Here is a 23,319-nt window from a genome sequence, read left to right on the forward strand (position 1 = left end):
AGATCGCCGCAATGGCTTTGAACCTCGGACTTACGCTTTACTCATTGGCCAAACGACGCGAGTCGGGCCGCGATCAGCCACGCCCGGCGCGGCCCAATGGGGCGCTGGTCTGGATGCATGCGCCCGATGCCAATGCCGCGCGGGGCCTGCGTGAGTTGGCTTTGCGGCTTTGGCTTGATGATGCGGTGCTTAGCCTGATCACCTGCCATGATCCGCTGCCCGATCAGCCCGGCGCCTTGGTGCAACTGCCCCCGCCAGACACCACGCCTGAGGCCCGTGCCTTTTTGGACCATTGGCGCCCCGATCTCTGTCTCTTTTCGGAGGGAGAGTTGCGCCCGGCGATGATCAGCGAAGCAGCATTGCGTCAGCTGCCGCTGATGATGGCCGATGCCGTCGCCCCCCGTCTGCCCAAAGAGCGCGATGGCTGGTTTCCGGGCGTTACCCGCGGTGCGTTGGCGAAATTTTCGTGGATCGGCGCTATTGACGAGGCAGCCTCACGCAATTTCCGCAAAGCCGGGGCAGCGCCTTCGGCCGTGGCGGTGACCGGCCGACTGGAAGAGGCTTCGGCCGCAAAGCCCGGCAATGAGGCCGAACGGGCCGCCCTTGCAGCAACCTTTGCCACCCGGCCCGTTTGGTTTGCCGCCGCCCTACCCGAGGCCGAGGAAGCGGCGATCATCGCCGCCCATCGTGCGGCTTTGCAGCACGCGCACCGGCTTTTGCTGATCGTCCTGCCTGATCGCGCCGACCGCGCCTCGGCGCTTGCCGCGCGGGCCGAGGCCGAAGGCTGGGCGATTGCACACCGCGCGCAAGAGGAGGAGCCTGAGGCCCATACCGAAGTCTTCCTTGTCGACAGCCCCGAGGAAATTGGCCTCTGGTATCGTCTTGCCCCGATCAGCTTTCTGGGGGGCAGCCTTTTGGGCCAAGGCGCTCTGCGCGACCCGATGGAGGCGGCGGCCTTGGGCTCGGCCATTCTGCATGGGCCGATGGCAGGGTCCTATGGCATGGCCTTTGGCCGGCTTGGCGCGGCGCGGGCGACCCGGGCGGTTGCCACCGCCCAAGATCTGGCCGAGGCTTTGGGCGATCTCCTCGCCCCCGACCGCGCCGCCCGTCTGGCGCAGGCCGCCTGGACGGTGGCCTCGGATGGAGCCGAGGCGACGGATGCGCTTTTGGCCCGGATCCAAGCGCTGTTAGAGGATAAATATTGATGCGCACCCCAGCGTTTTGGTTCACCGCCCCCGACCGCCCCGCTCTGGCAGCGCGACTGCTGGCGCCTTTGGGTTGGATCTATGGTGCCGTGACCGGGCGGCGGATGGCGGGCGAGAAAGGCTATCGCGCCAAGGTTCCGGTCATCTGCATCGGGAATCTCAATGCGGGCGGCACCGGCAAGACGCCGACGGCGATTGCGCTTGCGCAGCGCCTGCAGAGCCGGGGTATGGCGGTGCATATCGTCAGCCGAGGGCACGGCGGCAGTCTGACCGGCCCGGTGCAGGTCGATGCCAACCGCCACAAAGCGCAAGAGACCGGCGACGAGCCGCTGTTGCTATCGGCCTTTGCCCCCACTTGGATCGCGCGCGACCGTGCGGCTGGGGTCAAGGCGGCCGAGGCTGCCGGCGCGCAAGTGATCTTGCTGGATGACGGGTTTCAAAACCCCTCGGTTACCAAAGATATCAGCCTGATCGTGGTCGATGCTGAACGGGGCTTTGGCAATGGCCGTTGCCTGCCCGCAGGCCCGCTGCGCGAGCCGGTCGCGAATGGCCTTGCCCGCGCGCATCTTTTGCTCTCGATCGGAGAGGCTGGCGCGCAGGCGCGCTTCAACGCTGACTGGGCCGAGGACATCCCGGTGCCACACCTGCGCGGGCGCCTCGCGCCTTTGCAAATGGGCATGGATTGGCAGGGCGAGCGAGTGATTGCCTTTGCGGGCATCGGCCACCCGGAAAAGTTCTTCGCCACCTTGCGCGGAGAGGGGGCCATTCTCGTCCGCAGTCTGCCGCTGTCGGATCATGAACCTTTTGAGGATGCGCTTTTGCGCCGCTTGGCGCTTGAGGCGGACACCTCAGGCGCGCAACTTGTAACGACAGAAAAGGACGCAGCCCGCCTGCCCGCGTGGTTCCGGCCCAAAGTTTTGGTGTTGGTGGTGCGGCTTGAGGTCGAAAGCTGGGACGCTTTCGACCAGTTGCTAGAGCCTTTGCTGGCTTAGTGGCCCTTAGGCGCCCGCCCGCATCCCGACCACCGGCACGCCCAGAACCTCAAGCACTTTGGCCTCGATCTGCGGGGCATCCATACCAGCGCTGCGATACATCGCCTCGGGGGTGGCATGGTCGATGAAGGTGTCGGGCAGCACCATCGAGCGGAACTTGAAGCCGCGGTCAAAGACGCCCTCATCCGCCAAAAGCTGCGCCACATGGCTGCCAAAGCCGCCAACAGCGCCCTCTTCGATACAGATCAGAGCCTCATGCTCGCGCGCCAGGCGCAAGATCAGCTCGCGGTCCAAGGGCTTGGCGAAACGCGCATCGGCGACCGTGGGGGCCATGCCACGCTGCGCCAGCGACTCGGCGGCTTTTAGAACCTCGGAAAGCCTTGTGCCGAAGGAAAGCAAAGCCACCCGCGCGCCTTCGCGCATCACCCGGCCCTTGCCGATCTCAAGCGGGGTTCCGCGCGCTGGCATCTCAACCCCGCAGCCCTCGCCACGCGGGAAGCGGAAAGCGATCGGGCCGTCGTCATGCGCCACAGCGGTTGCCACCATGTGGCGCAGCTCGGCCTCATCAGCAGCGGCCATCACCACCATGCCCGGCAAATTGGCCAAGAAGGCCACATCGAACGAGCCCGCATGGGTCGCACCATCGGCCCCCACCAGCCCCGCGCGGTCGATGGCAAAACGCACCGGCAGGCGCTGGATCGCCACATCATGCACGACCTGATCATAGCCGCGCTGCAAGAAGGTGGAGTAAAGCGCGCAGAAGGGTTTCAGCCCGCCCGCCGCCATGCCCGCGCTGAAGGTCACCGCATGTTGCTCGGCGATGCCCACGTCAAAGGTGCGGCGCGGGAAGCGTTTGGCGAACAAGTCCAAGCCGGTGCCATCGGGCATCGCCGCCGTCACCGCAACGATCTTATCATCGCGCTCGGCCTCTTGGATCAGGCTCTCGGCGAAAACCTTGGTGTAGCTTGGCGCATTGGACGGGGTCTTCTTTTGCTCGCCCGTGACCACATCGAACTTGGCGCGGGCATGGCCCCGGTCGGCCGAGTTCTCCGCCGGGCCATATCCCTTGCCCTTCTTGGTCAGCACATGGATCAGCATCGGCCCAGTGGCCCGCGCCTTCACCGTGCGCAAGACCGGCAAAAGCTGGTCGAGATCATGGCCGTCAATCGGGCCGACATAGGAAAAGCCAAGCGATTCAAAGAGCGTGCCGCCCACGGCCATGCCCTTAAGCATATCCTTGGCCCGGCGCGCACCTTCCTGCAAAGGCTCGGGCAAGAGCCCGACAAAGCCCTTGGCCACCTGTTTCAGGTCCTGCATCGGCGCTTCGGCGTAAAGCTTCGAGAGGTAGCTCGACAAAGCCCCAACCGGCGGCGCGATCGACATCTCATTGTCGTTGAGGATCACGAAAAGCCGGGTCTTCATCGCGCCGGCATTGTTCATCGCCTCAAAGGCCATGCCCGCCGACATCGCGCCGTCGCCGATCACCGCAATCGCATCGCCGGGATCGCCGCCCAAATCTGCCGCCGTCGCAAAGCCCAAAGCCGCCGAGATCGAGGTGGAGCTATGCGCCGCGCCAAAGGGGTCATAGGGCGATTCCGAGCGTTTGGTGAAGCCCGAAAGCCCGCCTTCGGTCCGCAAAGTGCGAATGCGATCGCGCCGCCCAGTCAGGATCTTATGCGGATAGCATTGATGCCCGACATCCCAGATCAGCTTGTCGCGCGGCGTGTCAAAGACCGCATGCAAAGCCACGGTCAGCTCAACCACGCCCAGACCCGCACCGAGATGCCCGCCGGTGACCGAAACGGCCGAGATCGTCTCGGCCCGCAGATCATCGGCCAGCTGGTGAAGCTCACGGTCGCTCAGCCCCTTCAGATCCGAAGGCAGAGTGACGCGGTCGAGGACCGGCGTATGCGGCCGATGTTGCGATTGATCGGACATGGCGCGCTCCTTCTCAGCTGTGCCGCGCAATAGTGAACCGCGCGGCGGCGATCAAGTTCTCAGCACGCGAACCATAGGGTTCAAGGGCAACTTCCGCCGCGGCCACAAGTTCTGCAGCACGGGCGCGTGCATCCTCAAGGCCGAGCAGCGAGACGAAAGTGGCTTTGCCCGCCTCTTCATCCTTGCCAACCCTTTTGCCTGCCGTGGCGGCATCGCCCGTGACATCCAGAATGTCATCGGCAATTTGAAAAGCAAGGCCGATGGCGGCGGCGTAATCGGCCAAAGGCTTAGGATCCGCCCCGGCAAGGAGGGCGCCTGCCGTTGCCGAAAACCCAATCAGCGCGCCGGTTTTGCCCGCTTGCAAAGCGGTGATCTCTTCTAAGGTCAGCGGAGTGTCCGCACTTTCAGCCGCGATATCCAAGGCTTGGCCCAAAACCATGCCCTTGGCTCCCGAGGCGCCAGCCAAGGCCTTGACCAAGGCCACCTGAACCTCAGCCGGACCAACTTCGGCATCGACTAAAAGCCCGAATGCCAGAGTCTGCAAAGCATCGCCCGCAAGGATCGCCGTCGCCTCATCCCATTTCACATGGACGGTCGGCTGACCGCGGCGAAGGTCGTCATCATCCATCGCCGGCAGGTCATCATGCACCAAAGAATAGGCGTGCAGCGCTTCAACCGCCGCAGCCACGGGCAACGCCCGCGCTTCCTCCACACCCAGCATCCGCGCCGATTCCAGCACAAGGAAAGCCCGCAAGCGTTTGCCGCCCTGCACCGCATAACGCATGGCATGAATCACCGGCACATCGGCCAAACCCGCCAAAGCTTGATCGAGCCGCGCTTGCACCAGCGCGGCATCGGCCTTCAACCTATCGTCAAAGCTCACAGCCCGGTCACCGGCTCCGCGCCCACGACACGGCCTTCGGCAAGGCGGATTTTCTCAACCTTTTCCTGCGCATCTTTCAGCAGATCCTCGCAGCGCTTCTTCAACTTCGCGCCGCGCTCGTAAAGCGAGATGGATTCGTCCAGCTTCACATCCCCGCGCTCCAACTGGTTCACCACGGCCTCCAAAGCCGCCATCGCCTCTTCAAAGGCCATTTCCTCGGGGGGTTTCGCGCTTGGGGTCACGGTCATGCTGAAAGCCTCGCCATCTCGCCTACATAGGCCCGGACGCTTTCGGTCAGGGCTGGCAGATCATAACCGCCTTCCAAAGCGGATACCACCCGCCCGCCCGAAACCTCCCAAAGCCGCTGCGCAAGCCAGCGGAAATCATCGGCCTCCCACTGCAGACTGGCCAAGGGATCGGCGTGATGGGCGTCAAAACCTGCACTCACAAGCAGAAGATCGGGCTGCCATTCGGACACCGCGGGCAGGATCAGCCGCTCATAAGCCGCCCGCATTGCGGCACCGTCACTGCCCGCGCGCAAAGGCAGGTTGATCATCTGGCCATGCGCGCCACGCTCATCCGCGCGGCCCGTGCCCGGAAACAGCGGCATCTCTTGGCTTGAGGTGAAAAGACAGCGCCCCTCGTCCCACAAAAGATCCTGCGTGCCATTGCCGTGATGCACGTCGAAATCCACAATCGCCACGCGCTTCACCTCAGGGCGCTGCAAGGCCAGCGCCGCCCCAATCGCCACCGTGCCAAAAAGGCAAAAGCCCATCGCCCGCGCCGCTTCGGCATGGTGTCCCGGAGGGCGGCAAGCAACAAAAGCCGAGGCCGCCTCTCCGCCCAGAACTGCATCCACCGCAGCCCCCATGCCCCCCACAGCCCGCATCGCTGCCGCATAAGAGCCGGGGCTCAAATAGGTATCGCCGTCAATCTGCGCCCAGCCCTCGGGCGGGGCCGATTGCGCGATGTGATCGTGATAAGCGGCAGGATGGCACAAAAGCACGTCAGCCCGGCTGCCCAGTGGCGACACCCGTCGCTCCAAGGACAAATCCCTCAACCCCGCCTCAACCGCCGCCATCCGATCCACCCGCTCAGGATGTCCCGGCGGGGTCACATGGCCGTCACTGTCAGAATGCGAAAAAACAATCACCGAACCCTGCCCCCATTTTCTGTCTTATAAATATCCCGGGGGGTCCGGGGGGCTGGCCCCCCGGCCTCGGCCAAACTCAATCCGGCGCGAGCATATAACCCTCACCCCGCACCGTCTGCAGATAACGCGGAGCTTTGGGATCATCTTCGATCTTGCGGCGCAGCCGGGTGATCTGCACGTCAACAGCCCGCTCTTGCGCAGCATCCTCACGGCCCAGGTCGCCCACCAGCCGCTCGCGGCTCACCGCCTCACCCGGTGCATGGGCAAAAAGCCGCATCAGGGCGGCTTCGGTGGCGGTAAGACGGATCAAATCCTGCCCGCGCCAAAGCTCACCTCGGTCCATATCGTAGCGCACCGCACCGAGATGCAGCACCTTGGGCGCGGCTTCGGCCGGTTTCACCTGCGGCACCCGGCGCAAAATGGCATTGATGCGCAAAAGCAGCTCTTTGGGCTCAAAGGGTTTGACGAGATAATCATCCGCCCCCGCCTCAAGCCCCTCGATCCGATTGGCCGCCTCACCCTTGGCGGTCAACAAAAGGATCGGCACCTGCATCCGCGCCCGCAGATCGCGGGTCAGCGAGATGCCATCTTCGCCCGGCATCATCACATCCAGCACGATCAGATCGAACTCGAGCCCCGCCAAAAGCCGGCGCGCTTGGGCTGCATCCCGGGCCACGGTGACGATAAAGCCGCTGCGGATCAGGAACTTTTGCAAAAGCCCCCGGATGCGCTCGTCATCATCCACCACCAGCAGATGCAGATCAGATACACTCATGCGCCGCCCTCCTTCAGGCGGTTGTAGGCGTTGCGCATCTCTGGGTCCATCATCGCCTCAAGCACCTGCCGAAAGCCCGCAACGGCCGCCGGCCCCGCCGCGCGATAGGCCGCCCGCATCCGCGCGCGCTGCGCATCAGACAATTGCCGTTCCAGCTCTTGCCCCTTAGGCGTCAGGAACAAATGCCGCTCGCGCCCGTCCACCAGGCCCTTTTCGCTGCGGATCAGGCCATCGTCGATCAAGGTCCGCAGCACCCGGTTCAGGCTTTGCTTGGTCACGCCAAGAATGGTCATCAGGTTCGAAACCGTCGTGCCGGGCGAGCGATGCACGAAATGGATCGCTCGGTGATGCGCCCGGCCATAATCGATGCCCGACAGGATGCGGTCCGGGTCGGCCGTAAAGCCGCGATAGGCGAAAAACATCGCTTCGATCCCCTTACGGAGCTGCTCATCCGTAAGGAAAAGCAGGGATTCACCACCGGCACGCTCGACCATGAGGTCCTCCGAAATTCACGCATTCGTTCCGGCTGAATTTACGTCAGCCTTGTTGACATTCCAAGACACAAGACATACGACTTTCTCGATTTCGCGCAAGAATATGTCCGATGCGGACCTTTAGCGCGCAATATTCGCAAACCGGAGGGCCTATCATGGCTGGATACGACGATCGGGACGGCTTCATCTGGATGGATGGGGAACTTGTGAACTGGCGGGACGCGAAGGTCCATTTCTTGACCCACGCCCTTCACTACGCCTCGGCCGTCTTTGAAGGTGAGCGTTGCTACAACGGAAAAATCTTTAAGTCGACCGAACATTCCGAGCGGCTGATCCGGTCCGGCAAGCTCTTGGATATGGATATCCCCTATACTGTTGAGCAAATCAATGCCGCCAAGGCCGAGGTGATCAAGGCCAATGGTTTGACCGATTGCTACATCCGCGCCATCGCCTTCCGGGGTGCCGGTGAGGAGATGGGGGTCGCCGCTCTGGGCAACCCGGTGCGTCTTGGCATCGCTGTTTGGTCTTGGGGCGCTTACTATGGCGACGCCAAGTTCAAAGGCGCCAAGCTCGACATCTCGAAATGGAAGCGTCCTTCGCCCGAGACCATCCCCTCGGAAGCCAAAGCCGCTGGCCTTTACATGATCTGCACCATGTCCAAGCACGCCGCGATGGCCAAGGGCTGCTCGGATGCGATGATGTATGACTACCGCGGCTATGTGGCCGAGGCGACCGGCGCCAACATCTTCTTTGTCAAAGACGGCGAAGTGCACACCCCGAAAGCCGATTGCTTCTTGAACGGCATCACCCGCCAAACCGTCATCGGCATGCTCAAAGACATGAACATCACCGTGCATGAGCGCCACATCCTGCCCGAAGAAGTCGAAGGCTTCGAGCAGTGCTGGCTGACCGGCACCGCCGCCGAGGTGACCCCGGTGGGCGAAATCGGCCCTTGGCGCTTTGAGGTGGGTGAGCTGACCAAGCGCGTCGCCACTGAATATGAAAAGCTCGTGCGCGCCTAAGCGATTGGGCTAAGCCCTTGGCTTGAAGACCTTTTGCAATCCCGGCCCCTTGGGCCGGGATTTTGCATTTTGCCCCGCAGATGCAGTACAAAAATTTTTACTCTGCCAATAATTGTTATTGCATCCGTAAAATCTTTACGATCAAGCTCTGGCAGCTCCGATGCTGCCACATCAGGAATTTATGGCTCGCAAAACCGCCTCTACGCCTGTCGCCTTGGGCAGACGAATCCGCAAACGCCGTCAGGTCATGGGTCTGACGTTGCAACAGCTGAGCGCCATGTCGGGCGTCTCCGTTGGCTATCTGAGCCAGGTTGAGCGCGATATGGCCGTCCCCACCCTTGGCACTTTGGCCGAGATTGCGGCTGCGTTGGACGTGGCGATTGACCATTTCATCGCGACCCCGCGCCAAGCTGACAGCGTTACGCGCGCCGAGTCGCGTGAGCGGTTTTCGGTCTCGGGCAATTCGATCATCTATGAGCAAGTCGGCGCCGAGTTTCCTGGCCATGAGCTGACCTCCTTCGTGCTGAACATGCCCGAAGGATATGCCTCTGAAACTGTGGAACATTCCGGCGAGGAGTTGATTTTCATCCTGGAAGGTCAAGTCTTGCAGGTGATCGACGGTCAGGAATTCCGCCTAAAGGCCGGCGACAGCATTCACTATCTGGGTCAGCACCCGCACAGTTGGTCCAACCCAGGACCGGGAGTTGCGCGAATCTTATGGACTGGCAAGATGCTGCATGGGGCGACGGTCTCCGACCATAAGTCCCATAGCCTTCGTGCCGTAAGGGAACTGGCTGACGGCGCTTAGAATTCGCGCCATTAGGGCGCAACGATGCACTGGCTGGGCAACCGGCGGGCGATCAACACGACCAAGTAGGAGACTGCGCAGATGAAACATCTTCCCGTTCTTGCCACAGCGATGACGCTGGCAATGACCGTTACGATGGCCGAAGCTAAAACCTTCGTCTATTGCTCGGAAGCATCGCCTGAGGGCTTTGATCCGGCGCCCTATACCTCGGGCGGCACCTTTGATGCATCGGCTCACCCGATCTACAACCGCCTGACCGAGTTCAAAAAAGGCACGACCGAAGTCGAGCCGGGCCTGGCCGAAAGCTGGGAAGTCTCGGAAGACGGTCTTGAGTATACCTTCAAGCTCCGTCAGGGCGTGAAGTGGCACTCGAACGAAAAGTTCACCCCCACCCGTGATTTCAACGCCGATGACGTGGTTTTCTCCTACGAGCGTCAGGCTTCGGCTGATCACCCGTGGAACCAGTATGTGGCCGGCATCACCTACGAGTATTTCAACTCGATGGACATGCCGAACCTGGTGAAGTCGGTTGAGAAGATCGACGATTACACCGTCAAGATCACGCTCAACTCGCCGGAAGCGCCTTTCCTTGCGAACATCGCCATGCCCTTCGCTTCGATCATTTCGAAGGAATATGCCGAGACGCTGGAAGCTGCTGGCACCAAAGAAGACCTGAACAACCTGCCGATCGGCACCGGTCCGTTCAAGTTCGTCGCTTACCAAAAAGACGCCGTGATCCGTTACACCAAGAACGCCGAATACTGGGGCACCGCGCCGCTGATCGACGATCTGGTCTTCGCGATCACCCCCGACGCCGCTGTGCGCTTGCAAAAGCTGAAAGCTGGCGAATGCCACCTGATGCCCTATCCGGCTCCGGCTGACATCGACGGCATCCGCGCGGATTCGAACCTCAAGCTTGACGAGCAAGCCGGTCTGAACGTGGGCTATCTGGCCTATAACACCACCATCGCTCCGTTCGACAATGCCAAGGTCCGCAAGGCCCTGAACATGGCGATCAACAAGCAAGCCATCGTGGACGCCGTGTTCCAAGGCCATGCTGAAGGCGCTAAGAACCCGATCCCGCCGACCATGTGGTCGTATAACGACGCGATCGTTGACGACGCTTATGACCCCGAAGCTTCCAAAAAGATGCTGGAAGAAGAAGGCGTTAAAGATCTGTCGATGAAGATCTGGGCGATGCCGGTTCAGCGTCCCTACATGCCGAACGCACGCCGCACCGCCGAGATGATGCAAGAAGATCTCTCGAAGGTCGGCGTCAAGGTCGAGATCGTCTCCTATGAATGGGGCGAGTATCTGGCGAAGTCGATGGAAGCGGGCCGTGACGGCGCCGTCATCCTTGGCTGGACCGGTGACAATGGTGACCCGGACAACTTCCTGTCGGTGCTCTTGTCGTGCGACTCGGCTGTTGAAGGCGGTGCAAACCGTGCCTTCTGGTGCAACGAAGAGTTCTCGGCTTTGCTGAAAGACGCGAAAGTGACGGCCGATCCGGCCGAGCGCACCGCGCTTTATGAGCAAGCTCAGGTCATCTTCAAGGACCAAGCGCCGTGGTACACCATTGCGCACTCGACCCAATATGTGCCGATGTCGGCCAAAGTGTCGGGCTTTGTGATGAGCCCCTTGGGCGACTTCACTTTCGAAACCGTGGACATTGCCGAATAATCGGCACTGCTCTTTTTTAGCGAAACTGAGCGCGCGGGGGCTGGTCCCCCGCGCGTCTTTCAAGGGACTAGGTCATGGCCCGGTTTATTCTGTCAAAACTTCTGTATCTGGTGCCGACCTTCTTAGGCATCACCATCATCGCCTTCAGCTTCGTGCGAATTCTGCCCGGCGACCCGGTCCTGTTGATGGCCGGCGAACGCGGCGTCTCGCCCGAGCGTCATGCCGAGCTTTCGGCGCAGTTGGGCTATGACAAGTCCGTCGTACTGCAATATTTCGACTTCCTCGGAAGGCTCTTCCAAGGCGACCTTGGCAATTCGCTGGTCACCAAAAAGCCGGTACTGGGCGAATTCATGGCCCTGTTCCCGGCAACGGTTGAGCTGGGGCTTTGCGCCATCATCATCGCCACACTGATCGGCGTGCCGGTGGGCGTGATGGCGGCGATCAAGCGCGGCTCTTGGTTCGATCAGATCTCGATGACCACCGCTTTGGTGGGCTTCTCGATGCCGATCTTCTGGTGGGGCCTGCTGCTGATCATCTTCTTCTCGGGCATCTTGGGCTGGACCCCGGTCTCGGGCCGGATCAGCCTAATGTATTACTTCCCCGACACCACGGGCTTCATGCTGATCGACAGCCTGATGTCGGGGCAAAAGGGCGCCTTCTCCTCGGCTCTGTCACATCTGATCTTGCCATCGGTTGTGCTGGCGACGATCCCGCTGGCAGTGATCGCGCGGCAAACCCGCTCGGCCATGCTGGAAGTGATGGGCGAGGATTACGTCCGCACCGCCCGCGCCAAGGGCATGCCGGAACGCCGCGTCATTGGCATCCATGCCTTGCGCAATGCGATGATCCCGGTGATCACGACCATCGGCCTGCAAGTCGGTGTCTTGATGGCGGGCGCGATCCTGACCGAGACCATCTTCTCTTGGCCGGGCATCGGCAAATGGATGATCGATTCCATTTCGCGCCGTGACTACCCGGTGGTGCAATCGGGCCTGCTGCTGATCGCCGGCTTGGTGATGGTGGTGAACCTTCTGGTGGACCTGACCTATGGTCTGATCAATCCGAGGATCCGTAACAAATGACCGATACAACTGTAAAACTCTCGGATGCCGCCATTCGGCGCAAGATGCTGGCCGAATTCTGGTTCTACTTCAGCCAGAACCGCGGCGCTGTCGTTGGGCTTGTGGTCTTCGTCCTGCTGGTGCTCATCGCGGCTTTTGCCAGCCTGATCGCGCCGCATGACCCGACGATGCAATACCGCGACGCACTTTTGGTGCCGCCGGTTTGGGACGAGGCCGGACGGTCGAGCTTCCTTCTGGGCACCGATGCAGTGGGCCGCGATATCCTGTCGCGCCTGATCTTCGGCGCGCAATATTCGCTGTTCATCGGCATCGTTGTGGTCTCGATCGCTTTGGTCGGTGGCATCATCATTGGCCTTCTCGCCGGCTTCTTCGGCGGTTGGGTCGATACCGTCATCATGCGCGTGATGGACGTGATTTTGGCCTTCCCCTCGCTGCTTTTGGCGCTGGTGCTGGTGGCCATTCTGGGGCCGGGCCTGACCAATGCGATGATCGCCATCGCCATCGTCTACCAACCCCACTTCGCCCGCCTGACCCGTGCAGCCGTGATGACCGAGATGAAGCGCGAATATGTCACCGCCGCCCGCGTGGCCGGGGCTGGCAATTTCCGGTTGATGTTCAAGACCATCCTGCCGAACTGCTTGGCCCCGTTGATCGTGCAAGCAACGCTGAGCTTCTCTTCCGCCGTGCTCGATTCCGCCGCCTTGGGCTTCCTTGGCATGGGCGCACAGCCGCCCTCGCCCGAATGGGGCACCATGCTGGCCGAGGCGCGTGAGTTCATCCTGTCGGCTTGGTGGGTCGTCACCTTCCCCGGCATCGCGATCCTTGTCTCGGTGCTGGCAATCAACCTGATGGGCGATGGCCTGCGCGACGCGCTTGACCCCAAACTGAAGCGGAGCTGAGATCATGGGTCTTTTGAACATCCGCAACCTCACGGTTAAATTCGCCACCGCCACCGGCAGCTTCACCGCTGTCGACGGCATCGACGTGACCGTGGACAAAGGCGAAGTGCTGGCCATCGTTGGCGAATCCGGCTCGGGCAAATCGGTCTCGATGCTGGCGGTGATGGGGCTTTTGCCCGACACCGCCACCATCACCGCCGATGAGATGACCTATGACGGCCGCGATATCTCGAAGCTGTCCAAGGCCGAGCGTCGCCAGTTGATCGGGCGTGAGATCACCATGATCTTCCAAGAGCCGATCGCCTCGCTGAACCCCAGCTTCACCACCGGCTATCAGATCGAAGAGGTCTTGCGGCTGAACCTTGGCATGAGCCGGGCAGAAGCCCGCGCCCGCGCCTTGGAACTTTTCAAAGCCGTCGGCATCCCCGAGCCGGAAGAGAAGCTCAATTCCTATCCGCATCAGATGTCGGGCGGGCAATGCCAGCGCGTGATGATCGCCATCGCCATCGCCTCGCAGCCGAAACTTCTGATCGCGGATGAGCCGACCACGGCTTTGGACGTGACCATTCAAAAGCAGATCTTGGATCTGCTGATGAAGCTTCAGGAAGATTACGGCATGGCGCTGATCCTGATCACCCATGACATGGGCGTGGTCGCGGAAACCGCCGATCGCGTGGTGGTGCAGTATAAGGGTAAGAAGATGGAAGAGGCAGACGTTCTGTCGCTGTTTGAAAACCCGCAGAACCCCTATACCCGCGCGCTGCTCTCGGCTCTGCCCGAGAATGCCACCGGGGATCGCCTGCCCACCGTCTCGGACTTCATGGCGCTGGAGGGCACGAAATGAGCGGTTCCACTCCCACCACCACGCCTGTGGTCGAAGGCCGTGCCATCGTCCAAGACTACCATGTGCCGGGCAGCATGTTTGCCCGCGCCAAGACCGTGCGCGCGCTGAAAGGCGTGGATTTCAAGGTGGAGAAGGGCAAGACCCTTGCCATCGTTGGCGAATCCGGCTCGGGCAAATCCACTTTGGCCCGCGTCATCGCGCTGATCGATGCGCCCTCGGGCGGTGAGCTGCTGATCGATGGCGAAAAGGTCGATATCTCGGCCCGCCGCCCCGGTCCGGCGATGCGCTCCAAGGTGCAGATGGTGTTCCAAAACCCCTATGGCAGCTTGAACCCGCGCCAGAAGGTCGGCGATGTGCTGATGGAACCGCTGATCATCAACAAGCCCGAGATCACCGCTTCTGAGCGGCGCGAACGGGCCGAGGCGATGCTGGCGAAGGTCGGGCTGATGCCCGAGCATTTCAACCGCTACCCGCATATGTTCTCGGGCGGGCAGCGCCAGCGGATCGCGATCGCGCGGGCCTTGATGCTGAATCCCTCGCTCTTGGTGCTGGATGAGCCGGTCTCGGCCTTGGACCTTTCGGTGCAGGCGCAGGTTCTGAACCTGCTCGCCGATCTGCAAGACGAGTTCGCACTGACTTACGTCTTCGTCAGCCATGACCTCTCGGTCGTGCGCTATATCGCCGATGATGTGATGGTGATCTCGAAGGGCGAAGCGGTGGAGATTGGCACGCGTGAGGCTTTGTTTGCCGATCCGCAGCACGCCTATACCCGCCAGCTCTTCGCCGCGACCCCGGTGACGGATGTCGAGGCGATCCGCGCCCGCGTGGCCAAGCGTAAAGCGGCGAAAGCGCTCGCCTGATCAAAGGGCGCGTTGCGCCACCAGCCAGTCGCGCACCAGCGCGGCTGGCCTACTGAGCGGGATCTGCTTGGGCCAGATCACATGAAACGCTTTGCCAGTGCTGAGTGACTGATCGGTCAAAGGCACCAAAGTCCCTTGCTCCACCATCCCCTCGACCAAATGATGCCAACCCAAGGCCACGCCTTGGCCCGCCAGCACCGATTGCAGCACCAGCACATAATCATTGATCTGCAAGCCCCTTGGCAGGTGCCGCGACGGCACGCCCAAAGCGGTGAACCACTGCGCCCAAGTGGTGGCCGAACGGAACGGCTCATCCAGATGGATCAGCGTATGGGTCGTTAATTCCTCGGGCGTATGGGGCAAGGGATTGCGGTTGAGATAGGATTCCGCACAGACCGGATAGATCTCCTCGGGCGCCAAAGCCTCAGCGTCATATTGCGGCCAATCTTGCGGCACCCCGCCGCGGATTCCCAAGGCGATCCCCTCGCCCATCAGATCAAGGTCACGGTCCGCGGAATGGATGCGCAGATCCACATCGGGCAGATCAGCGCGGAAACGCTCCATCCGTGGCACCATCCAATAGGCGGCAAAGGCGGTGGAGCAGGCAAGGCTCACATGGCTGCCGCTGGCCGTGGCCCGCAAGCTTTGGGCAGAGCGCTGGATATGCGACAGGCCAATCGTCACATCGGCATGAAAGCGTTGCCCGGCCTCGCTCAGCCGCACCCGGCGGTATTCACGCAAGAAAAGTGCCGTGCCGAGCTGATCTTCCAGCTTGGCAATCGCATAAGACACCGCCGCTTGCGTCATATGCAGCTCTCGCGCCGCCGCGCTGAAGCTTTCCAGCCTTCCTGCGCATTCAAAAACCGCAAGGGCGTTCAGCGAGGGCAAGATCTGGCGCAGGCTTTCCATAAACTAAACTTATCAACCTCATGAGAATTTTCCAGCGTTACGGGGTCTTAGTCACAATCTAATTATAATCAACTTGTGAAGGATTTCAGCCATGCACGACGGCGACAGCAGCCTTGAACCCAAACGCGTCCGCGGAGGCCGCACTCAGCGGCGCGAGGCCCGCAGCGGCGGTCCGGGCGGGGTGAAGCGCCCCTATATCATCCGCAATATCCCGACCTATGACATCCTCTCGGAGGAAAGCCTTGAGAAGATCGAGGCCACCGCCGAGCGTCTTCTGGCCGAGATCGGCATCGAGTTGCGCGATGACGCCGTGGCGATGGAGCTGTACCGCAAGGCTGGCGCCAAGGTCCGCGATATCTCGGAGGGCATCTGGCGGGTGACCTTTGAGCCCGGCATGGTGCGCGAGATCCTGAAGACCGCCCCGGCGGAGTTTACCCAGCATGCCCGCAACCCCGCCAATAACGTGCAGATCGGCGGCAAGAATGTGGTGCTGGCGCCCTCTTACGGCAGCCCCTTCGTGATGGATCTGGATAAGGGCCGCCGCTACGGCTCGATCCAGGATTTCCGCAATTTCATCAAGCTCGGCCAAACCTCGCCTTGGTTGCACCATTCCGGCGGCACCGTTTGCGAGCCGACCGATATCCCGGTGAACAAGCGCCACCTCGATATGGTCTATAGCCACATGCGCTATTCCGACCGCGCCTTCCTTGGCTCGATCACCGCGCCCGAGCGGGCCGAGGACAGCATCGAGATGTGCCGCGTGCTCTTTGGTGCCGAGTTCGTCGACCAAAACTGCGTCATCATGGGCAATTTCAACACCACCTCGCCGATGGTGCTGGATGGGGTGACGGCGTCGGGCATCCGCGCCTATGCCGCCGCCAACCAAGGCTCGATCCACCTGCCCTTCCTGCTGGGCGGGGCCGTCGCACCGCTGACCATGGCAGGCATGGTGGCGCAGGGTCTGGCGGAAAGCATGTCATCCTGCGCCTTGGCCCAGCTCGTGCGCCCCGGTGCGCCGGTGGTGCTGGCAGCCTTCTTCTCCTCGATGAGCCTCAAATCCGGCTCGCCCACCTTCGGCACGCCGGAACCGGCCTTGGCCTCGCTGGTCATGGGCCAGCTGGCGCGCCGCTTGAAGCTGCCCCTGCGCTGCGCGGGCAATTTCAGCACCTCGAAACTGCCCGATGGGCAGGCGATGCAGCAAAGCATGATGTCGATGATGTCGGCGATCCAAGGCGGGGCGAACTACATCCTGCACTCAGCTGGCTTCCTCGATGGTCTGCTGTCGATGTCCTATGAAAAGATGGTCATGGACATGGATATGTGCGGTGCCTTGCACGCCTATCTCGACGGGATCGAGGTCAATGAGGACACGCTCGCCTTTGAAGCTTTGAACGAGCTTGGGCCGGGGCAACACCTCTTCAGCACCCAGCACACCTTGCGCCATTACGAGACCGCCTATTGGGACTCGGCTCTGGACGACAACCAGCCTTGGGAGACTTGGGACGAGCAAGGCGGCATCGATTATGCCGCCCGCGCCAATACCCGCTGGAAGAAATTGTTGGCGGAATATCAAGCGCCCGCGATCGACCAAGGCACCGATGAGGCTCTGCTCGACTTCATCGCCCGCCGCAAAGCCGCCGTGCAGGATATGTGGTATTGATCAGCGTCTTAGCGTGATGAGGCAAAACCCGGGCCATCGGTCCGGGTTTTGTCTTTTGAGCCGGGCCTTAGACCTTGCGGTAAGGCACCCCGCGCGCAAGCCAACAGCCAAGCTGCGCGCCGGTGATCTGGCCTGCCGCATCCCGCTGCACAACAAAGGTCCAATCGCCGGGGGGCGGCGCATCCATCGAGCGCCGGGTGGCCAAGATCCAAACGTCTTTGCCCGCCGGCGCCATACGTTCCATCCGGCCACGGCCCAACATGCCTTCGAACCGCGCATAGACGCCGCCATCGCGGGCCTCGATCACCATCTCGGCCTCCAACTCATCCGAGGCATAGCGGCCCGCAATCTCCGCCCCATTGGCGGCGTTCAGCACCGGCAGCGGGGTAAGCTTCGGCGCGACATTCTCTTTCTCGCGCACCATCGCCAAATCAGCGCCCTGACGCTCAAGCGTCAAACCGGCGGCGGCAAGTTTGCCTTCGGCGTTCAGCGTCAGCGTCTCTGGCCCGGTGGCATAGCGCATCGTAACACTGGTGCGCGCAGGCTCTAACCGGACCAGCAAACCATTGTCGGCCAGCCACTGCCCTTCCCAACTCTCGGCGACCGGTGCGGGTTTTACAGGAGTGACGCCCAGCGCCGCCTCCAAAAGCCCCTTCGCCGCGCCAAAGGCATCCGCCTCATGGTTGAACATCACCACCACCGACAGCCGCGCATCTGCGGCGTAAAGCCGGTGCGCGCGGAAGCCGCGCAGCGCCCCGCCGTGGCCCGTAACAGCCATTCCGCCCATCAGATGATGCGCAAGGCCATAACCATAAGCGGCGGGCTTACCATCGGCAAAATGCGGCGGCTCGGAGATCTGGCGGTAAAGGTGAGAGGCATCATCGCGCCCCGCATCAATCCAAGCCTCATAGGCCAGCATATCCTCGACCGAGGCCGAAATCCCCGCATCGCCGACCCAATAGATCGCATTCTCAGCCGGGAAGTAACCGGCGGCGTCATTGCCCTCATAGCCCACCACCCCATCCTCGGGGTATCGGGTGTCCGAGGTCAGCACCGCCGATTTCATCCCGGCCGGGCCCCAGATATGCTTGGCGTAAAGATGCTCCAAAGTCTCGCCGGTCGCGGCCTCGATCATCTCCGAGACGATGCGGTAGTTGCAGTTGCAATAAGAATAAGACGTACCGGGCGGAAAATGCCCGGTCTTCATCCGCGCGATCAGCGGCAAAGCATCGTCGCGGCGGAACTCTTGCTCGGCCAAACCGCCTTGCAGCACGGTCAGCGCCCAATAGTCCCGCACACCCGACTGGTTGTCACAAAGCTGGCGCGTGCTGGGCAGCGGGCCGGTGAATTGAGGCAGGAAAGCCGCGACTTTGCCGTCCAGCTGCGCAGGATCCCCAACCGAGGCCAACAGCACTTGGCAGGTGAATTGCTTCGAGATCGAGCAGATCGGCAGCCGCGTCTGCGGCGTCATCGCCTGCCCATCCTCAAGGCTGGCATAGCCCCAAGCGCGGCTTGCGATGACCTTGCCATCCTTGACCACCCCTGCCACGCCACCGGGACCGGCATAAAGCTTGGGCAAAGCGTCCAAAGCGGCGGTCAGGGCGGCGAGGTTCAGATCAATCATCAAAGTCTCCAGACGGGAGGCGAAAAAGCGTCCATGATCAAAGATTTGTCGTGGATGCAGGTTGAAATGCAAGGGGGAAGTCACGGCACTTCAGCCTGTTGGATTTAAGCCGCCGCTTGGGATTGCGCATCAGCCCGCGCCACCAGATGGCCGCCGCCAATGTCTTCAAGCAGCACCCTTTGCGGCCCCTGCCCAACCGGATGGATCGGGCTTGGCACCTCGCCCGTCAGCCGGGGCAGCGGTGGGCGGCGATGCGCAGGATCGGGCACCGGCACAGCTTCCATCAAGCGGCGGGTATAGGGGTGCTGGGGGTTACCAAAGACCTGCGCGCGGCTGCCAGTCTCGACGATCTGGCCCAGATACATCACCGCCACCCGGTCACAGATATTCTCAACCACCGCCATATCATGGCTGATAAACAGGAATGAGAGCCCCAGATCGCGCTTAAGATCGCCCAGCAATGCCAGCACCCGCGCCTGCACCGAGACATCCAGCGCCGAGACACTTTCGTCGCAAATGATAAGTTTCGGCCGCAGCGCCAAGGCCCGCGCGATGCAGATCCTTTGCCGCTGACCGCCGCTGAATTCATGCGGGTAGCGCTGCATCGCCTCGGGCGGCAGGCCGACTTGGGCGAAAAGCTCGGCCACACGGGCGGCGCGTTCCTGCGGAGTGCCAAGCCCGTGGATCAGCAAAGGCTCGGCCACCAGATCGCCCACCGTCATGCGCGGGTCCAAAGCCGCCATTGGATCTTGGAACACCATTTGCAGATCGCGGGTCAGGCGTCGTCGCTCGGCCGTGCTGAGTGCGTTCAGCGCTTGGCCCCCCACCTCGATCCGGCCCTGATGCGGCACCAGCCCGACCAAGGCTTTGGCGATGGTCGACTTGCCGCAACCGGATTCGCCGACCAAGGCAAAGGTCTCACCGGCGCGTATGTCGAAACTTACCCCCTCGACCGCATGCACGCGGTGGGTGACACGCTGCAAAAGCCCACCGCGCAGGTCGAAGCGCACCTGCACATCTGTCAGCCGCGCAATGGGAGGCTCGACCGATATTTGAAGCTCAGCGCCTTCGCCTTTGCCCATCTTCGGCACGGCGGCCAGCAAATCCTTGGTGTATTGCGCTTGTGGCGCGTGGAAGATTTGGGCGACGGCCCCCTCTTCCACCATTTGGCCATGCCGCAGGATGATAACCCGATCCGCCATCTCGGCCACCACGCCCATATCATGGGTGATCAGGATCAAAGCGGTGCCCATCTGGCGCTGCAAATCGTGCAGAAGGTCCAAGACCTCGCGCTGCACCGTCACATCCAATGCCGTCGTCGGCTCATCACAGATCAGCACATCAGGCTTCAGTGCCAAGGCCATGGCGATCATTACCCGCTGGCGCATGCCGCCCGAAAGCTCATGCGGATATTGCCGCAAGCGCCGCTCGGGCTGCGAGATCCGCACCGCCGTCAGAGCCTCAAGCGCCCGGGCGCGCGCTTCGGCGCGGGGCAAGGCCTCATGCGCGGTGATCGCCTCGATCAATTGCGCGCCGATGGTCATCACCGGGTTAAGGCTGGTCATCGGCTCTTGGAAGATCATCGCGATCCGCCCGCCGCGGATCTGGCGCATCTGCGCCTCGGGCAGGGTCAGAAGATCGCGGCCTTCAAGCTGCACCGCGCCCGACGTGACCTGCACCTGCGGCGGCAAAAGCCCCATCACCGTCAGAGAGGTGATCGACTTGCCTGAACCACTCTCGCCCGCGATGGCCAGAGTTTCGCCCTTGGCGAGGTCAAAGGACAGCGCCTTGACCAAATCCTGCCCCGGCACCGAGACTGTAAGTCCCTGAACCGACAGCACAGACTGAGGAAGGGCGGGCACCGCAGCGCCCGCCGTTTTGTCATTCGCGCTCATTCGAAGACAGCGCGCGGGAAGTAGAAGCTGACCACCCAATTCGGCATATCAACGATCTCGGAGATCCGCAGATCGCCGCAGGTCGAACAGAGCATATAGGCCTCGACCGCCGAGATGCCGCGCGTGGCGCAAAGATGGTCGACCATGCCCGAAACCGCATCGCGCGCCCCGCTCATCAGGTCTGGGCCGATGCCGGTGGTGACCTCATAGCCCTTGGCATCAAGATGCCGGGTCACCGGGCCGGGTGTGGTGAAGCGCGGCATCTTAAGATTTGCGCCCTTCACCAGATCCAAGGTCAGCACCACGTCCATCGGGCTTTCGATGGCGGTGCCGCAGACCTCACCATCGCCTTGGGCAGCATGGGTGTCGCCCACGCTGAAAAGCGCGCCACCCACCTCAACCGGCAGGTAAAGCACTGTGCCAGCAGCCAGATCCCGGATGTCGAGATTGCCCCCCACCCGGCGCGGCGGCACCACCGAATGATGCCCCGCCTCGGCCGGAGCGCAGCCAATCGTTCCGGCAAAGGGTTTCAGCGGAATCCGCGCTTGGGAGGACCAAAGCGCGGGCTCCAGCGTCGCGGGATCGAAATCCCAGACGATCAGCGCCGGGTCCTTGAACTGATCGGACAACAAACCAAAGCCGGGAATATTCGCCGTCCAGCCCCAGCCGCGCCCGTTCTGCGCCTGCGGGGTGAAGCTTTCGATGGTGACCTTCAGCGCATCCCCCGGCTCGGCCCCATCGATGAAGATGGGCCCCGAGACCGGATTGATCCGGGCGAAATCCAGCGCCGTCACATCCGCGAGCTTGGACGACGGGCCAAGTTGGCCCGCCGAGGAATCATGGCAGTGAAACAGGATCGTCGATCCCGGCTCCACCCATTCGGCTGGGGTCAAAGCATTGTCCCAGCCGAAGTGATGTTGCGCGCCGTGAATGGTGTAATTGCAGGCTTTGCACATGAGCTTACTCGGTCACATAGACATAATCGTAGTTGATCGGGATCGACACCGGATCGACATACAGCGCATCATCGCCGCCCATGCGGGGCGATTTCATCGTGTAGCGTTGCTCGTTGAAGACCGGAGCCCAAGGCGCGTCCTCCATGATCTTCACATAGATCTCGGACCACATCGCAAGGCGGGCGGGGTCATTGGGGTCTTTGAAGCTGTCGGCTTTGATCGCTTCTGCATCCAAGGCCTCATTGCAGTATTTCGACCAGTTCCAGCCGCCTTCGGCCGCACCAGCGCAGCCCAAGATCGGGCCGTAGAAGTTGGACGGATCGGGGAAGTCCGCGATCCAGCCCATGCCGCCCGACCAGATCATCGGCGCGGTGCCAGCGCCACCTGCCTCAATCACATTGGCCTGCGCCAAGTTTTGCAGGCTCGCCGTGATGCCAATCGCCGCCAGATCCTGTTGGATCGCTTGGGCGATCCGCGGGTTGGGGTCGGTGTTCATCACATAAAGCTCGGTCTCAAAACCATCGGCGTAGCCGGCTTCGGCCAGAAGCGCTTTTGCGCCTTCGGGATCATAGGCATAGCCTTTATAATCCGCCGCATAGCCCGGCATCGAAGGCGGCAGCGGCTGGTTTGCCGGCACGGCGCGGCCATTGATGATCTGAACAATCCGGTCTTTGTTCAGCGCCATATTTACGGCTTTGCGCACCTCGACCTTGTCGAAGGGCGCTTGGGTGACGTTCATCGTGATATAGCCGGTGTGGAGCTGACCGCCTTCGACCACCCGCGCGGCTTGATCGGGATCGCCCATCACCTCGACGAATTTGGCAGGCGGAATACCGTCGCCGGGCACATCCACCTCACCGTTTTGCAGGCGAAGGAGGGCCACAACTGGCTCTTGGCCAACCTCAACCGTGATGCTGTCGAGATAAGGCACCCCCGGCGTCCAGAAGTCGGGGTTCTTTTGGAAGACGAGCCGCTGACCGATGGTCCATTCGGCCAAAGAATAGGCCCCCGTGCCAACCGGGTTCTTGCCGAAATCAGCGCCATGCTCTTCAACCGCCTCTTTCGCCACGACGTAAGAGAAGTTGAGCGCCATGACATGCAGGAAGGTGGCATCGGGGCGCGAAAGGGTGATCTCAACCGTCAAGGGATCGATCACTTTCACACCGGACAGCCCCTCAGGCCCCGCCGCCTCAAACCCAGCGATCGAGCCGAAGAAGCCCGCGCCCGGCGATTGCGTCTCGGGGTTCACCACGCGGTCGAGCGAGTATTTCACATCCTCGGCCGTCATCTCACGCCCGTTGTGGAATTTCACACCAGCACGCAGCTTGAACGTATAAACCAGCCCATCCTCGGACAAAGTATAGCTTTCGGCCAGACCTGGGCGCAGCGTCGTGGTGCCGGGGACGTAATCCATCAGCCCATCAAACAGCGATTTGATCATCGACCAGTTCTGCCAGTCATATCCAATCGCCGGGTCCAGCGTCGCCACATCATCCTTATAGGTGATGATAATATCCCCGCCCGCTTTGGCATTCGGGTCCGGCGTATAGTCTTGTGCAAGGGTTGGGGTGGCAAGGCAGAGCGCCAGAGCAGTGGAGGCAAGCCAATGTTTCATTTTATCTCTCCCGTTGGTTTTTTTA

21 protein-coding genes are annotated in these 23,319 nt (G+C 61.9%); 10 read left to right on the forward strand and 11 right to left on the reverse strand.

Going from position 1 to position 23,319, the window contains the following annotated elements; all coding sequences use genetic code 11:
• The first annotated feature begins 11 nt into the window (after positions 1-11).
• Together Q9295_RS09215 and lpxK are read left to right on the forward strand one after the other, a co-directional pair.
• Positions 12-1,205 (forward strand): 3-deoxy-D-manno-octulosonic acid transferase, encoded by a 1,194-nt coding sequence (locus Q9295_RS09215; RefSeq protein ID WP_306680252.1) that lies wholly within the window; start codon positions 12-14, stop codon positions 1,203-1,205.
• Complete coding sequence (lpxK, locus tag Q9295_RS09220; RefSeq protein WP_306680253.1) at positions 1,205-2,197, forward strand: tetraacyldisaccharide 4'-kinase; 993 nt, start codon at positions 1,205-1,207, stop codon at positions 2,195-2,197. The genes Q9295_RS09215 and lpxK overlap by 1 nt, the downstream gene beginning before the upstream one ends.
• Before the next feature lie 6 nt (positions 2,198-2,203).
• Here the strand turns inward: lpxK and dxs are convergent, their stop codons facing one another.
• The 6 genes from dxs to Q9295_RS09250 form a co-directional block, all read right to left on the reverse strand.
• The gene (gene dxs, locus Q9295_RS09225; protein WP_306680254.1) at positions 2,204-4,135 is read right to left on the reverse strand and encodes a 1-deoxy-D-xylulose-5-phosphate synthase; all 1,932 of its coding nucleotides are present in this window, start codon (positions 4,133-4,135) and stop codon (positions 2,204-2,206) included.
• Between the two features lie 13 nt (positions 4,136-4,148).
• Positions 4,149-5,018, reverse strand: coding sequence for a polyprenyl synthetase family protein (locus Q9295_RS09230; protein ID WP_306680255.1), 870 nt, complete (start codon positions 5,016-5,018; stop codon positions 4,149-4,151).
• Entirely contained in the window at positions 5,015-5,266 is a 252-nt protein-coding gene (locus tag Q9295_RS09235) for an exodeoxyribonuclease VII small subunit (protein ID WP_306680256.1), read from the reverse strand. Before Q9295_RS09235 ends, Q9295_RS09230 begins: the two co-directional genes overlap by 4 nt.
• Positions 5,263-6,171, reverse strand: coding sequence for a histone deacetylase family protein (locus tag Q9295_RS09240; RefSeq protein ID WP_306680257.1), 909 nt, complete (start codon positions 6,169-6,171; stop codon positions 5,263-5,265). The genes Q9295_RS09235 and Q9295_RS09240 overlap by 4 nt, the downstream gene beginning before the upstream one ends.
• A 76-nt stretch (positions 6,172-6,247) precedes the next feature.
• Positions 6,248-6,946, reverse strand: coding sequence for a response regulator (locus Q9295_RS09245; protein WP_306680258.1), 699 nt, complete (start codon positions 6,944-6,946; stop codon positions 6,248-6,250).
• Positions 6,943-7,440: a MarR family winged helix-turn-helix transcriptional regulator gene (locus Q9295_RS09250; protein WP_306680259.1), complete on the reverse strand. Its 498-nt coding sequence runs from the start codon at positions 7,438-7,440 to the stop codon at positions 6,943-6,945. The genes Q9295_RS09245 and Q9295_RS09250 overlap by 4 nt, the downstream gene beginning before the upstream one ends.
• A 155-nt stretch (positions 7,441-7,595) precedes the next feature.
• On the opposite strand from Q9295_RS09250, the gene Q9295_RS09255 reads away from it, so the two are divergent.
• The 7 genes from Q9295_RS09255 to Q9295_RS09285 all read left to right on the forward strand — a co-directional run bounded on the left by Q9295_RS09255 (position 7,596) and on the right by Q9295_RS09285 (position 14,635).
• Positions 7,596-8,462, forward strand: a complete 867-nt coding sequence (locus tag Q9295_RS09255) for a branched-chain amino acid aminotransferase (RefSeq protein ID WP_306680260.1) — start codon at positions 7,596-7,598, stop codon at positions 8,460-8,462.
• A 181-nt stretch (positions 8,463-8,643) separates the two neighbouring features.
• On the forward strand, positions 8,644-9,270 hold the full coding sequence (locus tag Q9295_RS09260) for a helix-turn-helix domain-containing protein (protein WP_306680261.1): 627 nt from the start codon (positions 8,644-8,646) through the stop codon (positions 9,268-9,270).
• 81 nt (positions 9,271-9,351) lie between these two features.
• The gene (locus Q9295_RS09265) at positions 9,352-10,950 is read left to right on the forward strand and encodes an ABC transporter substrate-binding protein (protein WP_306680262.1); all 1,599 of its coding nucleotides are present in this window, start codon (positions 9,352-9,354) and stop codon (positions 10,948-10,950) included.
• A gap of 74 nt (positions 10,951-11,024) precedes the next feature.
• Positions 11,025-12,032, forward strand: a complete 1,008-nt coding sequence (locus Q9295_RS09270; protein ID WP_306680263.1) for an ABC transporter permease subunit — start codon at positions 11,025-11,027, stop codon at positions 12,030-12,032.
• Complete coding sequence (locus Q9295_RS09275; protein WP_306680264.1) at positions 12,029-12,931, forward strand: ABC transporter permease subunit; 903 nt, start codon at positions 12,029-12,031, stop codon at positions 12,929-12,931. Before Q9295_RS09270 ends, Q9295_RS09275 begins: the two co-directional genes overlap by 4 nt.
• Before the next feature lie 4 nt (positions 12,932-12,935).
• A complete protein-coding gene (locus tag Q9295_RS09280; RefSeq protein ID WP_306680265.1) occupies positions 12,936-13,775 on the forward strand; it encodes an ABC transporter ATP-binding protein in 840 nt (279 codons plus the stop codon).
• Positions 13,772-14,635 (forward strand): ATP-binding cassette domain-containing protein, encoded by an 864-nt coding sequence (locus tag Q9295_RS09285; RefSeq protein WP_306680266.1) that lies wholly within the window; start codon positions 13,772-13,774, stop codon positions 14,633-14,635. The genes Q9295_RS09280 and Q9295_RS09285 overlap by 4 nt, the downstream gene beginning before the upstream one ends.
• Here Q9295_RS09285 and Q9295_RS09290 read toward each other — a convergent pair whose 3' ends face one another.
• Positions 14,636-15,544, reverse strand: a complete 909-nt coding sequence (locus Q9295_RS09290) for a LysR substrate-binding domain-containing protein (protein WP_306680267.1) — start codon at positions 15,542-15,544, stop codon at positions 14,636-14,638.
• Between the two features lie 91 nt (positions 15,545-15,635).
• Between Q9295_RS09290 and Q9295_RS09295 the strand changes: the two genes are divergently transcribed.
• A complete protein-coding gene (locus Q9295_RS09295) occupies positions 15,636-17,204 on the forward strand; it encodes a trimethylamine methyltransferase family protein (RefSeq protein WP_306680268.1) in 1,569 nt (522 codons plus the stop codon).
• A gap of 67 nt (positions 17,205-17,271) precedes the next feature.
• Here the strand turns inward: Q9295_RS09295 and Q9295_RS09300 are convergent, their stop codons facing one another.
• The 4 genes from Q9295_RS09300 to Q9295_RS09315 form a co-directional block, all read right to left on the reverse strand.
• On the reverse strand, positions 17,272-18,825 hold the full coding sequence (locus tag Q9295_RS09300) for a D-aminopeptidase (protein WP_306680307.1): 1,554 nt from the start codon (positions 18,823-18,825) through the stop codon (positions 17,272-17,274).
• A gap of 107 nt (positions 18,826-18,932) precedes the next feature.
• On the reverse strand, positions 18,933-20,723 hold the full coding sequence (locus tag Q9295_RS09305; RefSeq protein ID WP_306680269.1) for an ABC transporter ATP-binding protein: 1,791 nt from the start codon (positions 20,721-20,723) through the stop codon (positions 18,933-18,935).
• The gene (locus Q9295_RS09310; RefSeq protein ID WP_306680270.1) at positions 20,720-21,679 is read right to left on the reverse strand and encodes an acetamidase/formamidase family protein; all 960 of its coding nucleotides are present in this window, start codon (positions 21,677-21,679) and stop codon (positions 20,720-20,722) included. The genes Q9295_RS09305 and Q9295_RS09310 overlap by 4 nt, the downstream gene beginning before the upstream one ends.
• A gap of 4 nt (positions 21,680-21,683) precedes the next feature.
• Positions 21,684-23,294 (reverse strand): ABC transporter substrate-binding protein, encoded by a 1,611-nt coding sequence (locus Q9295_RS09315; RefSeq protein ID WP_306680271.1) that lies wholly within the window; start codon positions 23,292-23,294, stop codon positions 21,684-21,686.
• Positions 23,295-23,319: the final 25 nt, after the last annotated feature.

The sequence above is a fragment of the Pseudogemmobacter lacusdianii genome (genome assembly GCF_030848395.1).
GTDB classification, from domain to species: domain Bacteria; phylum Pseudomonadota; class Alphaproteobacteria; order Rhodobacterales; family Rhodobacteraceae; genus Pseudogemmobacter; species Pseudogemmobacter lacusdianii.